Annotated in this window: 9 protein-coding genes; 5 read left to right on the forward strand and 4 right to left on the reverse strand. The window is 58.0% G+C overall.

What is annotated here, in order from left to right; translation table 11 throughout:
• Positions 1-139 precede the first annotated feature (139 nt).
• The 3 genes from C2U68_RS18855 to C2U68_RS18865 all read right to left on the reverse strand — a co-directional run bounded on the left by C2U68_RS18855 (position 140) and on the right by C2U68_RS18865 (position 3,108).
• Entirely contained in the window at positions 140-916 is a 777-nt protein-coding gene (locus C2U68_RS18855; protein WP_140914020.1) for a VPLPA-CTERM sorting domain-containing protein, read from the reverse strand.
• A gap of 33 nt (positions 917-949) precedes the next feature.
• Positions 950-1,918 carry a hypothetical protein gene (locus C2U68_RS18860; RefSeq protein WP_140914021.1) on the reverse strand — a complete coding sequence of 323 codons (969 nt, stop codon included), beginning with the start codon at positions 1,916-1,918 and terminating at the stop codon, positions 950-952.
• Between the two features lie 155 nt (positions 1,919-2,073).
• Positions 2,074-3,108 (reverse strand): hypothetical protein, encoded by a 1,035-nt coding sequence (locus C2U68_RS18865; RefSeq protein WP_140914022.1) that lies wholly within the window; start codon positions 3,106-3,108, stop codon positions 2,074-2,076.
• 804 nt (positions 3,109-3,912) lie between these two features.
• On the opposite strand from C2U68_RS18865, the gene C2U68_RS18870 reads away from it, so the two are divergent.
• The 4 genes from C2U68_RS18870 to C2U68_RS18885 all read left to right on the forward strand — a co-directional run bounded on the left by C2U68_RS18870 (position 3,913) and on the right by C2U68_RS18885 (position 11,688).
• Positions 3,913-6,303: a penicillin acylase family protein gene (locus tag C2U68_RS18870; RefSeq protein WP_186289672.1), complete on the forward strand. Its 2,391-nt coding sequence runs from the start codon at positions 3,913-3,915 to the stop codon at positions 6,301-6,303.
• A gap of 335 nt (positions 6,304-6,638) precedes the next feature.
• Positions 6,639-9,356: an efflux RND transporter permease subunit gene (locus C2U68_RS18875; protein WP_140914024.1), complete on the forward strand. Its 2,718-nt coding sequence runs from the start codon at positions 6,639-6,641 to the stop codon at positions 9,354-9,356.
• A 9-nt stretch (positions 9,357-9,365) separates the two neighbouring features.
• Entirely contained in the window at positions 9,366-10,268 is a 903-nt protein-coding gene (locus tag C2U68_RS18880) for an outer membrane lipoprotein-sorting protein (protein ID WP_140914025.1), read from the forward strand.
• 10 nt (positions 10,269-10,278) lie between these two features.
• The gene (locus tag C2U68_RS18885; RefSeq protein WP_140914026.1) at positions 10,279-11,688 is read left to right on the forward strand and encodes a DUF1302 family protein; all 1,410 of its coding nucleotides are present in this window, start codon (positions 10,279-10,281) and stop codon (positions 11,686-11,688) included.
• Between the two features lie 143 nt (positions 11,689-11,831).
• Here C2U68_RS18885 and C2U68_RS18890 read toward each other — a convergent pair whose 3' ends face one another.
• Positions 11,832-12,434, reverse strand: coding sequence for a hypothetical protein (locus tag C2U68_RS18890; protein ID WP_140914027.1), 603 nt, complete (start codon positions 12,432-12,434; stop codon positions 11,832-11,834).
• Positions 12,435-12,611: 177 nt separating this feature from the next.
• Here C2U68_RS18890 and C2U68_RS18895 point away from each other — a divergent pair, with 177 nt between their 5' ends.
• Entirely contained in the window at positions 12,612-15,350 is a 2,739-nt protein-coding gene (locus C2U68_RS18895) for a sensor histidine kinase (RefSeq protein ID WP_140914028.1), read from the forward strand.
• Positions 15,351-15,366: the final 16 nt, after the last annotated feature.

Raw genomic sequence — 15,366 nt, forward strand, 5'->3', positions numbered from 1 at the left:
CATGGTGCCGCCGGCCCGGCTGAGCAGCGCGGCTTGGCCGGTGGCGGACAGGGTGAGCAATAAGGTTGCGGTTAGCGGTTTTAACAGTTGCATGTGCATTTTTCCTGGTTCGTTAAAATTTTAAATGGCGGGTTACCGGTCAAGCGGCACGGCGGCGCTTGCCACCCAGCCAGCCCAAGCCGCCGGCAAACAGCCAAACGGCGGAAGGCAGCGGCACCGGCGACCCCGCGCCCACGTCGCCGTCGCGCACCGCCCAGGCGTTAAGATATTCGTCGCCCTTGACGCCGTAGCTTTGGTAGCCTTCCGGAATCGCGGCACCCGATGGAAAGGCCGATGTAAAGTAACCGGCGAATTCCGGAAACGGCCCAAACTCGGCATCCAGCCAGTATTTTGGGGTGTGGTAACCGCCGCCCTGCACCGACGGAAAGTTGCTGAACAGGTTGTAATCCGGACTGGTGGCAAAATCGGGGTCGAAGCCGCCCAACTCTTCAAATAAATGGTTCAGCTCGCTGCCGCTGACACGGTATCCAGGCCCCGGCGTACCGTAATTCGGTAGCCGCCAGTCGCTGAAGCCGCCGTATGTCAGGTTCTCGGCCCAGGCCTTGGCACCGTACCAGGTCATGCGGCCGTCTTCGGCGTCGAAGTCGCGGGCGGTCAGCGCGTGGTAACCGCTGCCGGCCGGTGAGTCGTAGTCATTGGGGGTATCGTGGATGCCGCCGACATTGGCGATGATCTGACTGACCAGATTGGGATTGGCGGCCATTTGGGTTTTGATCAGATTGGCGTCCGCCAGCCAGGTCACGTTCAATTCGGTGTCGTAGACCATGGTGCCGCCGGCCCGGCTCAATAAGGCGGCTTGGCCGTTGGCGGACAGGATCAGCAGCGCCGCGGCGCCGAGGGTTTTAACGGTGTGCATATTCGTGCTCCTTGGATTGTCGCGAGGTGGGGGTCAGATGGAAGCGGCGCGGCGCTTGATGCCGATCAAACCCAGCAGCGCGCTGCCGAACAGCCAGGCCGTGGCAGGTAGCGGTACGCTGGAAACCGGCGCTCCGGAGCGGTTGGGATTGATGGAGATGTGGCCCATGACTTTTTTGCCATCTTCGTTTAGTGTGCCGTCTACATTCATTAAGCCCAAGGCCATACTCCAACCGCCGGGACTCCATCTGTAGTCGGCTTCCAAGGTCATTTGGCCTTGGGCATTGACGCCGAACAGCGGATCGATCAGTTCAAAGGCCGGTCCTTGAGCTTGAGCGGGGGTGGTAACGGTAATAGTCCATCTGTATGACGGATTGTCGGCATCAGCCGGAGCTTGCTCTCTTAACTCCAAGCCGCCAAACCACAACGAGCCGCTTGGACCAGAAAAGTCACTCGCCACCCTGAACCCGCCACCCAGGCCGATCACCGAACGAACGAGAAGGCCGCTCAAGGAGACGGGATTGGGATCGTAGCGGGTTTCAGCGTAACCCGTACCCCAATCGACCGGCAATCCGGGCTCGATTGGATCGACCGGCATCGCGAAGCCGCCTTCGGGCTGGGCCAGCGGCACGCGTTGCGCCGGATCGAAAATCCGCCATTGCTTGACCGCTTCCGGATCAGCAGTACCGTGAACGATGTTATAGTCGGAAGCTACGCCTGAACTCGTTATCGACGCGGATTGGCGATAGTCGCGGAAGAGCTGCGGATAAACTAAGCGATTACCGTAGGTATCTGAGGTCAAGTCCGGCGTACTCCTCAAATTGATGCCATGCACATCAGTACGCATTGCCGTACTGTGTACTGTCGCCCAGGTGGCTTGGTCGTAAGTGAAATAGGCCATGCCGCCGATGGTGCCGCTCGGTAAGTCGGCCCTTGCCGGCGAGGCTGCCGCCAGTACCAGCGCGGCGGCCAGATGTTTAAGGTTTGCGGGATAAATTTTCATGAGTTTTTCTTAAAATTATTGTTTTGGGGTAAACCAGCCGAAATTTTTTGGAGTTATGTCCGGAAAAACCACCAGGGTAGGCGGAGCTTTCCCTGGTGGTAGACTTCAAACGAAGGCGATGGACGCACATCTATCGCCAGTGAAGCTATCGGCAATTAGTACGTATAGGTCACTTCGATGGTGCCGACCAGGGCTTGAGACTCGCTGCCGGTTGGACGAGGGCTGCCGTAAAGCGCCGGGGTACCGGTTTTGGTCGCAGTCGCTGTCGTATAGGTACCGCTTCCGGTCAGCATGGTTTGGTTGTTGTAGGTGGCAGTGCTTGTTTGCCACCAATTGGCGCCGGTACCGATGGTGTCGCCTGCGTCGCCGTTATTACAATTTGCAGCTGCATCGCCGATTTTTGTACCTTTGATACAGCTGCCCCAGTCGGTCGCTCCGGTGTTATCGGCAAAACGCAAGTTGCCTTTCAGTGTCACAGTGGTACCCGATAGAGTTTCGGTCACCTCGGTCAGCTTGAACAGAGATTGAGGGAGACCACTCGGTACCATAGATGTTACCAAGTTGTCCATTACTAACCACTTACCGCCGGTTTTTTTCAACGAAAGCTTGCCCCATCTGAGCGAGAGACTAGGGTTTTGGAAAGCACTGCGTACTTTGAAAACACCGGCCAAACCGATTTCTCCGGTACCGGTTCCTGCGTTATAGGTCGAGACGATATTGCCGGTTTGGAAAGTAGTTGTGTAATTAGGTGTAGCGGATGTGGCGCAGACCACAGGCAGGGTTTGAGTTGGATAGGTGTCTGTACCGGCAAGCACGCCGGTTCCGCCGGTGGATGTCGCCGGCACGGTGTTGCTTAAGGTACTGTAGCTGAATGCGCTATCAGCCAGAAACGCGTTCAGGTAGATAAAGCGCTTGCCATAGTCCACCCCGCCCCAAAGGGCTTGCCCGGTACTCGCATCCGCGACCGGCAACGTCACGCCGCCGGGCCTACCGCCGCCGGCGATGGTCGCCAATACCGTTTTATTCAGCGTAATGGTCGCGTTTTTACCGGTTACGCACGCCGCATTGGCATCCGCCGTCATTAACGCTGTAGATAATGCGCCGAGCGCGAAAAGGCTTGCTTTGATTTTCTTCGTGTTCATTTTTTCTCCTTTGTTTTGACTGAAAAATTTAATTTCCAAATCAAACATAAATTGGCGATTATTAATTTAGCCGCCAAGCGATTAAAGAACCCTAACACTCCTGCTGACTCCACCGGAGTCGGCGCGAAGTTTCAACCGAGTTTCACACAATTTCAATGAGACAAATTGTCGCACCAAAATTCTCGCCGAATAACTCAAAAAATCGCGGCAAATAACTATTTCATATCACTCAAAAAAGCATATTTTTTAGGGCATATGCCGCAATCTATTAAAACTTGAGTCATATGCCCTAAAACCGGACACCAGGCCAAGAAAAAATCGATTTGATACTAGCCGTCAAATTAAGCCGCTGAGCTCGTCTGCAAAGCTCCAGAACCAGTCGCCTGGTGCCGCGACAGGATCGCATCATCTAACAAATCTTTAGTAAAACCAAGCATAATTGGCCCTTAAAATGCTACATTTACCAATGAAAGCCGACCATCTCGGCTGCAGGAAACACCAACTTTCAGTACTGAGCGTCCTATCGGCGGCTAAGTTTACGCTCTATTTTATTTTTTAATAATTACGAAATATAAATCGCTTTACACCCGGAAAAACAGCATGCCGATACGTTGAAATTAATAGTATAGTTTTTGCCATAAACTCATAAACTTTGTTTCAAAATTAACCAGGCGAAATAATCGAATATTTCTGAAAACACTCCATCGATAAAACCGATATCTGACATTAAAACCGAATTTTTATTATAGTTTTATGGATACTAAAAAACCCTTAATACATCATTGCTTGTTCACTTGTTTTTTTTCCGCAATATTCATCAGCGGACCGTGTCAATCGGAGGTTTTAACGACTATGGATACCCGGGAGAAACTCTCTGCTGCTGCCGACGAGATCAGCTATTCGGCGACTATTCGGCGCACCCGCTACGGAGTTCCGCACATTACGGCTCAAGATTTAGCTGGAGCCTGGTTCGGCCAAGGCTACGCGATGGCGGAAGACCGACTTTGCGTGTTGCTGGATCAGGTGATCAAGGTGCGCGGCGAACGCGCGCGCTACTTCGGCCCCGGCGAGTACGAAGCCAACGTCGAAAGCGATTTTGCCTACCGGCATTTGCGACTGCTGGCGGACGCGGAAAAACGCTTGCCCGGCCTGCCCAACGAAATTCAAAGCATGTTGACCGCGCACGCTGCCGGCATCAATCGGTATCTGGCCGTTACCGATACCGCCAAACTACCCGCAGCCTGCCGCGATCCGCGCCAGCACGTGACAGTCAGTGCGGCCGACCTGTTGGCGATCGCCACCGATTTCAGCATCTTTCTGAGCAGCCGGTTTCTGACGCCATTTATCAGTAACGCCCAACCGCCGCAAGCCGCCGGCACGCCGGTAACGGCACCGGCCGCGCCAGCCGCCGACGCGGAAAGACCGGGTAGCAACGGTTGGGCGATCGGCGCCGACATGACCGAATCGGGCCACGGCATGTTGCTGGCTCAGCCACATTTTCCCTGGGAAGGTGCCTTGCAGGCTTGGGAGTCGCATGTCACGGTGCCGGGTCAACTTGATGTGTACGGCATCACCGTCCCCGGCGTACCGAACACGCTGGTGGGCTTCAATGCCGCGGTGGCCTGGACCTTGACCGTAACCACCTCGCCCAAGGCCACGCTATATCAATTGAATCTGCTGCCGGGCGATGCCACCCGTTATTACTACGACGGTCAGGTGCGGGCATTGGAGCCGACCGAGTATACGATTGAGGTATTGAGTAAAGCGGGGACGTTGGAATCAAAAACCCGCAAGCTATGGCGCAGCCATTACGGACCCATCCTGTCGATTCCGGCGGCCCTGACCGGCGGCATGGCCGATTACGCCTGGAACGCACAACATGTATTGACCTACCGCGACGCCAATATCGACAACGACTCGATGCTCGCCCAATTTTTCGACATGGCCAAGGCGGTGAACATGGACGGCCTGATCGACGCCCACCGGCGCTGGGCCGGCAGTGTGCCCTTCTCCAACACCGTCGCCGCGTCGGCCGAAGGTAAGGCTTGGTACGCCGACAGCTCGCCGGTACCGCATTTGTCGCCGGCGACTTTACAGGCCTGGCGGCAAGCCAGGCTAAGCGATCCGGGCGTTGCCGCGCTCTTCGCGTTTCACGGCATCTATCTGTTGGACGGTAGCACGTCGCGCGATGAATGGGTCAACGATCCTGCCGCCCGCAAACCGGGATTGGTGCCGTTCGAGCGCGCCCCGCAACTGGCCCGGCGCGACTTCGTATTCAACGCCAATGACAGCCATTGGCTGACCAACCCCAAGCAGCCGCTGGAAGGCTTTTACGCGCTGTACGGCGACGAGCGTCAACCGCCTTCGTTGCGCACCCGGATGAACGCACGCACGCTCAGCGGCCAAACCGGCAAATTTACGTTGCAAGCGGTCAAGGATGCGGCTTTGTCCAATCAGGCCTTGGCCGGCCAATTGTTCCGATCGGCCTTGGTTGAGCGCTGCCGGAAAACCAAAGCCGTTAAAGTGGACGGCAAAACCGTCGATTTGGCCGAGGCTTGTCGGGTATTGGCTAACTGGGACGAACGCTTCGACCCGGACAGCCGCGGCGCGGTGCTGTTTCGCGAGTTTTTGAGCGGCTTCCGTCCGGAAGCCGGCGGCCACGAAGATACGCTGATGGCGGCGAACCGCCAAATCTTTGCCCAGGCCTTCGACCCGGCCGAACCGCTCGCCACGCCCAGCGGATTGGCCCCAGCGCCGAAAAGCGCTCCAGACCCTGCTTTGCTGGCCCTGGCCAAGGCCGCGCAAAGGTTGAAACAAGCCGGCATCGAGTTGGATGCCAGATTGGGCGATGTGCAATTCAGCCCGAAAAACGCCGTCAAAATACCGATCCACGGCGGCCAAGGCCAGGAAGGCATTTTGAATATGGCGGCCTACAGCGGCTCGAACGACAGCTTGCTGCCGACCACACCCAGAGGAAAAGTGCTGAATCCGGCCACCGGTTTGACCGATCAAGGCTACGTGGTCAATTACGGCACCTCGTTTTTGCTGGCGGTGGAATTGACGGCGCAAGGTCCGTCCGCCCAAGCCGTGATGGCGTTTTCCCAGTCTGCGGACCCGGAGTCGCCGCATTACGCCGATCAGACCGCCTTGTTTTCCAGCAAAGGCTGGCGCCCCTGTTTGTTCCGCAATGCCGAGATCGAGGCCGATCCGGCACTGCGTCGCTACCAAGTTGGCAATCGTTAGGATCGGCTGCATTCAATTCGGCGGAGCATATCGCTCCGCCGTCCGGCCGCCTCAGTCCCGCAGATAGGCCATTACACACAACGCCACTGTTAAATAACCTAGTTTAGTAACTCACGGGCTGGGTACTGAACCCGCGACCGCCAATATCCTTGCCGCCGGCCCTTTGGCTCGGTATTTGCTTTTCTGGTGTGCGCTGCGGAGTCGTTTCGTGTGCGGCTTCCAGCCTCGCTGGTCTAACGCGCTATTGCCGGCGGCCAACGCGCCTTATCCGGCGCCTCGCTAACTGCTAATTCAAAGAACCGGCTGCGCGGTCGAAACGCCGCCGCGATGGAGTCATGATGGAGAAATGGTTCGACAGCCTGAACGAATATTTTGCCGGTGTCCCGCTAAGGGCAATCCGGTTTAAGTGGGCGATTTTACTGACCACTCTCGCGCTAACCCTGTTTTTGCTATTCGGCGCGCTGACTCGCACCAGCATCAACACCGCCGCCAACAGCTTTCTGGACCGGAGCGATCCGGCCATCGTCGCGTTGGACAAGTTTCGCCGCCAGTTCGGTAGCGACGACTCGGTGTTTTTGGTTTACCGGGCCAAGGACGGCGACGTGTTCTCGCGGCCTTCGTTGGAAACCCTGCAAGCCTTGACCGACGACTTGGAAAACTGGCGCGAACTCGGCGACCAGGTCAAGGACGCCAATGGACAAACCGCGGCTCTGGACGACCTGCGCCATATACGCCGGGTGCAGTCCTTAAGCAACATCCGGGTGCAAAGCGCCGACGGCGACACCCTGCATTCCAACCGCTTGGTGCCGCGGCAATTGCCCGACAGTCCGGCCGAATTCGCCGCAATCAAAGCCCAGGCGCTGGCGCAAAAAGACTATAGGCTGGCGTTTTACTCGCCGGACGGCCAATACGCGGCGGTGTTGATCCAAACCGATTTCGGCGCCGTCCCGGTCAAGGACTACGTGCCCAAGGTCAACGGCGACGGCGTGGCCTTGGACGACAGCTTCGGCGATGTGGCGGGCGGTGCCGACACGCTGAAGTTCGACGATAGCGCCGAGGTGCAAACCATCCAGTACGAGAAGGTCGATAACTTTGTTTACGCCCGCTTCGTCAAGGCCTTGAAAGCGGTGTACCAACGCTACGACAACGACTTCGAATTTTATTCGGTCGGTTATCCGCCGCTAATGGAATTTGTGCAGCAAGTGCTGCAGCAATCGGCCGGCTTGAACCTGGGCATGATTCTGATCAACGTGCTGCTGCTGTGGGTATTGTTCCGCTCGTTCAGCGCGGTATTGTGGCCACTGTTGATCGTGCTGTTCAGCATCGTCTGGGTCACCGGCGCGGTGGCCTGGGCCGGCAAAAGTCTATCGACGATGATCAGTCTGACCGTGATGTTGGTGTTCGTTTGCTGCATGGCCGACTGCATCCACGTCATCAGCATTTACCAAGCGCGCCGCCAGCAAGGCGACCATCACCGGCAGGCGCTCTCGGATGCCTACGCCACCGCCGGCTTGCCGATGTTGATCACCAGCATCACCAATATGACCGGTACTTTTTCGCTGATTTCATCCGAGCTTTATCCGATCCGGGTGTTCGCCGCGATGTCCACCTTGGGCGTTGGGCTGGCCTACTTATTTTCGGTGCTGCTGTTGCCGATCCTGTTGGACTTCTGGCATCCCGGCGTGGCCGATGCTTCGGTCAAACCGGGCTGGACGCGGCGTATCGCGAATCGTTGGCTGGCGCTATCCGTGCCGGTTCGCACGGCTTGCGGCATCGGCTACGTCGGCTTGGTCATGTTAGCCTTGGGCCTGAGCGTGGGCGGCTACATCGCGTTGATTTCGGTGTTGACCTACGGCGTGGTGCGCGGCCAGAAACGCTTGTTGACAGCCGTGCCGCGCTTGGCCTCGCGGCAATTTCGGCTGTCCTTGCTGTTGTTCGGCATATTGGTCGCGGCCTGCTGGTACGGCGAAAGCCAATTGCGCATCGATTCCAACGTCACCGAACTGACCCGGGAAGGCAGCAGCATCCGCGTGGCCTATCAGACCGCCGACAGCAAAATGGCCGGCACGCAAAACATGGAAATCATGCTGGACACCAAAACGGCGGACGGCATTCTCGACCCAAAAATTCTGACCCGGATCGATAAGCTGCAACAAAAAATCGCCGAAAAATATCCGGACCAGGTCAGCCGCACCTATTCGCTAGCCAATCTGGTCAAGGACACTTACCGGGTGCTGAACGAAGACCGGCCGGAGTTTTACCGCATCCCGGATTCGCAGCCCATGGTGGCGCAATTGTTGTATCTGTTCAACAGCGTCAATCCGGCCGACCGGCGCGGCATCGTCTCGGACGACTACAGCCAGTCGCATATCAGCGTCAATGTCTACAGCGCCGGCTCTTCGCAGTACCAAGCCTTCTTCGACGAAGTGAACCGCGAAATCGAACAAGTGTTCGGCGACATGAAAGCCGAGCTTCCCAATCTGGAAGTGACTTTGACCGGCACGGTACCGTTGGCGATGCGGACCCAGGCCATCATCGCCCATTCTCAATACGACGGCTTTTTGTTGGCGCTGGGCGTCATCAGCGTGATTATCTTCCTGACGCTGGGTTCGGTGCAGGCCGGTTTGCTGTCCTTGATTCCCAACGTGATTCCGGCCTTGTTCACCTACGGCCTGATGGGCTTGCTGGACATCCCGCTCGACACCGATACCTTGCTGTTGGCGCCGGTCATCATCGGCTTGGCGGTGGACGACACCATCCATTTCATGACTCATTACCGACAGGCGCTGATCAAGACCCGACAGATGGCCGAAGCCTTGCGGGAAACGATAGAAGAAGTTGGCCCGTCGATACTGTTTACCGGCATGGTGTTGGGCCTGGGTTTTTCGATTCAAGGCTTTTCCGACTACCTCGGCACCGCGAAGATGGGCATCTTCGGCGGCTTGGCGATTTTCGTCGGCATCTTGTGCGAGCTGTTTTTGCTGCCGGCCCTGCTGGTGGCCTTCAAACCGAAATTCGGTCTCAAACAGGTCGATACGACCGTCAATTTATGAGGTTCAAGCATGCGTAATACCCTTGCAAATCGGCTGATTCTGGCGACGGTCTGCGCCGTCATGGCTCAGCCGGCGGCGGCCGAGGAAGGCGGCGCGCCGGACGGGCGGGCCATATTGGAAAAGCTGTCCGACTATCAGCGCAGCATCACCGACTCGGCCTTCGTCAAATCGCGCTTATCCAGTTGCCAATACGGCATCAAGGACAACAAAATCACCTGCGCCGAAACGCCCCGAGAAAAACTGCTGGAAGCGGTCGGCATCAACGACGGCAAAAACAAAAAAGACACCAAGGCAGTGACCATCGTGCTGGAACCGGCCGCCGAAAAAGGCGTGGGCATGTTGAATTACAGCTACGACGAAACCGGCAAGGATAACGAAACCTGGCTGTATTTGTCGGCGCTGGGTAAGGTCAAACGCATCGCCAGCGGCAATTCCGACGAGGATTCCGAGCCGGCCTCGCTGTTCGGCTCCGAATTCACCACCGAGGACACCGAAACCGGCAAACTGGACGATTACACGATCAACGTCCTGGGCGAAGCCGTGGAAGCCGGCCGGCCGGTTTGGAAAATCGAAACCATCCCCAATGCCGAGCGCGCCCGCAAGACCCGCTACGGCCGCCGGGTGATGTACGTCGATAAGGAGCGCTACGTGTCGTTGCGGGTCGAGCTGTACGACAAGCAAAACAAGGAAATCAAACGCTTGCTGACGTCCAAGGTCGAGGAAATCAAAGGGGTCTGGACCGCGCGTTCGCAAACCATGATGAATCTGGTCACCAACCGGCTGTCGAATATGGCGCGGAGCGAGATCAACAGCGGCGTCAACATTCCGGAAGACTTTCTGACCCAGCGAACCTTGACCGATGTGGCCTTCCGGGAAACCACGTTGGCACAACTACGGGCTCAAGTGAATTAACGGTGATCCGTTGCCGTCCGCCAAGACGATAGGCCGGACCCGGCCATTGCGCTGGCTGGCCCTCGCCTTGGCGTTGACGACCGCCGCTCGGGCCGAACCGACGCTTGACTTGCCGGACACCGGCTCGCTGGCGTTCGACGATAACGCGGTCCTAGCGGCAGCAGATGCCGGTTCCGAATTTTGGGACAAATTCACCTTCAAATTCACCCAACTGGTTTACGCGCAGGTTCACGACCACAAAACCGATTCCGGCGCGTTGAAACAAGCGACTGTGGAAGACAACCGGCTCGGCCTGTTAATCAAATACCAGAATCCGTTCGCGCCAGGTTGGAATCTGCAAGGCAGCGGCCAAGCCAAATTGTATTGGCCGTCGGATTACGACTTCGAAGGCTTGAGCAGCCAGTCGATCGAAATGGAGCAACGCCTGGACAACCTCGAAATGCGGCTAAACGAGCTGTATCTGAGCAAGACCTTCGGCAGCCACACCTTCAAACTGGGCCGGCAGACCTTGGTGTGGGGAGAGGCCGAGGGCAATTCGGTGCTGGACACCTTGAACGTGCTGGAATACCGCGACCTGAGCACGATAGAGGTCGAGGACGCCCGCATCAACCAATGGTTCGCGGTCTGGGAGCATTTCGCCGACGCCAGGCGTTGGGCGATGTTCGTCAATCTGAATCCGCAATTCAACCCGCTGCCGCGCAAAGGCAGTCCGGCCTACGTGGCACCCTTGTTTCCGATCGACGCCCCCGACTCGGACCGCCACCGGGTCGAGGCCGGGGCGCGGATGCAGTGGTCGGTCGAACATAGCGATGTTTCGCTGATGGCGGCGTATCTGTATGAAAACCAACTGCATTACCTGACGCCAGTCAGACTTTCCGGCCATATTCAGGCCAAGGACAACGGTTACTGGCTGCTCGGCGCCAGCGCCAACCGGGCCATCGGCAAATTATTGTTGAAGCTGGATCTAGCCTACAGCGTCGGCTTGCTCGAGGACACCACCATTTTGGCGCCGATCCCGCATACCTCGACGGTGCGAAAAGACCAAATCGGCGCATCCTTGGGCTTCGATTACGCACTGACCAACGACCAAAGCATCAACGCTTCGGTGCTGGCGCGCTCATTTCTGGCTCACGACAGCGGCTTGGCTCCCGGCGAACGCACCGCCAACGGCGATATCTTCGGCACCTGGCTGATACGCTACAACTGCCGTTTTTTGAACGATACCCTGACCTTCACTTCCTTCAACCAAGGCACGCTGAATGCCGGCCAAGCGCTGAGCAGCGCAATGCTGAGCTATGCTATCGACGACCACTGGTCGGTAATGGGGACGGTGATTGCTACCTTTGCGAATAAACGGAGTGCGTTGCCGATTCTGGATCAGGACGTCAGGGTGGGATTTAGTATCAGTTTCTCGCTATAGAGTTGCCCGGGCCGGGGCTTACTGACACCTTGGAATTTGGCGAGGGTTTACCGGACTGTAGCCGGTGACGATCGCCCTGCCGACAATGATTTGGCAGGAAACGGCCTTTGCACCCGACGGCGGGGTGCAAAGGCCTAACGACATTAGGCAAAAACGCTGGATTTGCGACGGCCTTTAGCCAAAAAGCCGAGTAGCGCACTGGTCATGAACCAAACCGATGCGGGTAGCGGCACCGGGGCGCCGCCGTCTGAGGTGGCTTGGGAAGCTTGAATGTCGAACGCAAACAAGCGGTGTTCGTTACCGGCACCTTGGTAAGTCGGATCGACGAAAGCCAGACTCCAAGAGGTTTTACCTAGCAAATTCAGCATGCTGCTGGAATGCTCGGTGACCCAACCAGCCGGCGACCACCAGCCTAATTGAAAATTGCTGGAACCGAGTAAGGTGCCGTTCGAGCTATCGGTTTTGATGTCGACATTACTGCCGTTTTGGGTAAACAGCACTGTCGCGGCGTCGGTGAAACTCAATACCGGGGTAATCGCCGCATTCCCTAATGTGCTGCTCAACGACGCGGTATCTTCGAAAATACCGAACTTTTCTCCGCTTGGGATGTTGAATAGCAGGGCAAAGGGATTGGCAAACTGCGCATCGTTATCCGTCGGCGCCCATACGCTGGCCGAGCTTGCACTGGAGGCGACCAACAAACCGACCGCTAAACCCGCTTTCAGAACTTTTTTAACTTTCGTCATGGTTTATTTCCTATAAATTATTGAAGAGGTGCACAAATCTTAAATTTTGCGCCTTAGCATTAATATGGTACTGAAGGGTAACGACAAATATGACAGGTCAAATCTTTACGGCATTTTTATCGATCCGTCCGTAAACTGAGCCTGCCCGAACCATCCGCACCGCTTTTCGGAACCGCTATGGAACAACCCCGCCCCGACCCAGATGTCCTGCTAGCCCGGTTTGCACGCGACCAGGCCAAGGCCAAGCGCGGCCGGCTGAAGATTTTCTTCGGCGCCGCGGCCGGCGTCGGCAAGACCTTTGCGATGTTGCTGGCGGCCCGGGAACGCCGTGCCGACAATCTTGACGTCGTGGTTGGCATCGTCGAAACCCATGGCCGTAAAGAAACCCAGGCGCTGCTGGCCGGATTGGAAACGTTGCCGCTGCGCCGGATCGACTACAAAGGCACCGTGCTGCACGAATTCGATTTGGATGCCGCGTTGAAGCGGCGGCCGGCCATCATCCTGGTCGACGAATTGGCCCATTCCAACGCGCCCGGCTCCCGCCATCCCAAGCGCTGGCAGGACATCCACGAACTGCTCGAAGCCGGCATCGACGTCTACACCGCGCTGAACGTGCAACACCTGGAGAGCTTGAACGACGATATCGGCCAGATCTCCGGCATCCGGGTCTGGGAAACGGTGCCGGATACCGTGTTCGAGGACGCCGACGAAGTCGAGTTGGTCGATCTGCCGCCGGACGAGCTGCTGAACCGGCTCAAGGAAGGCAAGGTTTACCTGCCGCAACAGGCCCAGGAAGCGATCAAGCATTTCTTTCGCAAAGGCAATCTGATCGCGCTGCGGGAATTGGCCCTGCGCCAGACGGCCAGCCGGGTCGACGCCGAAATGCTGGATTACCGGGAAGACCACGCCATCCGCGAGGTCTGGCAGGTCAGCGAACGGATTCTGGTCTGCATCGGCCCGAACCCATTGGCCGAGCGCCTGGTCCGCGCCGGCAAACGTCTGGCGACCAGCCTGCGCGCGGAATGGATCGTGGCCTACGTCGAAACCCCGCAGTTGCAGCGCTTGCCGGCCGAAAAGCGCGACGGCGTGCTGCGCATTCTGCGTTTGGCGGAACAACTCGGCGCGGAAACCGTGACCCTGAGTTCGCCGGATATGAGCGAAGCCTTGATCCGTTTTTCCCGGCAACGCAATATCGGCAAAATCGTGATCGGCAAACCCAGCCGGCGCGGCTGGCGGCGCTGGTTGTTCGGATCGGTGGTCGATACCCTGGTCAGCCGGGCCCACAATATCAATCTGTATCTGCTCGGCAGCCCACAAACGCGGGAACGTGGCGCAGCCGCGCCGGAACTGGCGCTGTTCGGCAAAAGCCCCCTGCCCGGCCTGCGCCAACGCATCCCGGCCAAAACCAAGCGCCGTTACTTTGGCTACCTGTCGGCCTTTGCCGTCACCGGACTGGTCACCGCGACCGGCTATCTGCTGCTGGGCCGCCTGGAGCCGGCCAATCTGGTGATGGTGTATTTGTTGGGCGTGATTTTCGTCGCCAGCCGCTTCGGCCGCGGCCCGTCGGTGCTGGCCTCGGTGCTCGGCGTCGGCTGCTTCGACCTGCTGTTCGTACAGCCGTACTACAGTTTTTCGGTGGCCGACAGCCAGTACCTGATTACGCTGTCGGCGATGCTGGCGGTCGGCATCGTGGTCAGCAATCTGACCGCGAACGTGCGTTCGCAAGCCAAGGTGGCCGCGCATCGCGAACGCCGAGCCGCGGCTTTGTATTCGATGAGCCGGGAGTTGGGCAGCAGCCAGACCGAAACCGACGTAGTGCGGGTCGCGGTAAAACATTTGTATGCCGAATTCAGCAGCCGCAACGTGATTCTGTTTCCGAACGCCAACGGCCGCATGGCGTTTCCGACCCAAAAAGCCATTGCCGAATCGCTGCTCGGCGCCGATTTGAGCGTGGCCCAATGGGTATTCGACCACAACGAAATCGCCGGACAAGGCACCGACACCCTGCCCGGCGCCTCTGCCGTCTACTTCCCGATCCACGGCGACGACCAGGTATTGGGCGTGCTGGCCTTGTTACCGGTCAATCTGCGCCGGGTGTTTTTGCCGGAACAGCAAAAACTGCTGGAAACTTTTCTGCGCCAGATCGGCCAGGCCATCGGCCGCATCCGCTTTTCGGAACGGGCCCGCTCCACCCAGATGCAAATGGAAGCGGAGCGCCTGCGCAACTCGCTGCTCAGCGCGATTTCCCACGATTTGCGCACACCGCTGGCGACCATCATCGGTTCGGCCAGCACCATCGCCCACAACCCGCAAAAACTGGCGCCGCATGACATCGTCGAACTCGGCCAGGGCATTGTCGACGAAGCGGAACGGATGGCGAATCTGGTCAACAACATCCTGGACATGGCCAAGCTCGAAGCCGGCGTGCTGGAGTTGAACAAGCAATGGTATCCGCTGGAGGAAATCGTCGGTACCGCACTGAACCAGTTACAAGCTCAACTGGCCGGGCGGCCGGTCACGGTCAAGCTGCCGCCGGGTATCCCGTTGGTGCTGGTCGATTCGGTGATGATCGAACAGGTCTTGATCAATCTGCTGGAAAACGCCGTACGCTATACCCCGGCGGGCAGCGCGCTGGAAATTTCGGCCGACTTCGGCGACAGTTCCGTCGAAATCGCCGTCGCCGACCGCGGCCCCGGCATTCCGCGCGGCCTGGAAGAACGCCTGTTCGAAAAGTTCTACCAAGGCCGCCAGGAGACGGCGCAAAGCGGCGTCGGCCTGGGCCTGACAATCTGCCGCGCGATCGTCGAAATCCACGGCGGCACCATCAGCGCGCACAACCGGCCCGAAGGCGGTGCGGTATTCGCGTTCAAGCTGCCGCTGGATCAACCGCCGCCCGAAGTCGAACCCGAGGAATAAAGCACAACGGAAGCCT

Origin of the sequence: Methylomonas koyamae, assembly GCF_006483455.1 — a bacterium.
In the GTDB taxonomy this organism is placed as follows: Bacteria; Pseudomonadota; Gammaproteobacteria; order Methylococcales; family Methylomonadaceae; genus Methylomonas; species Methylomonas koyamae_B.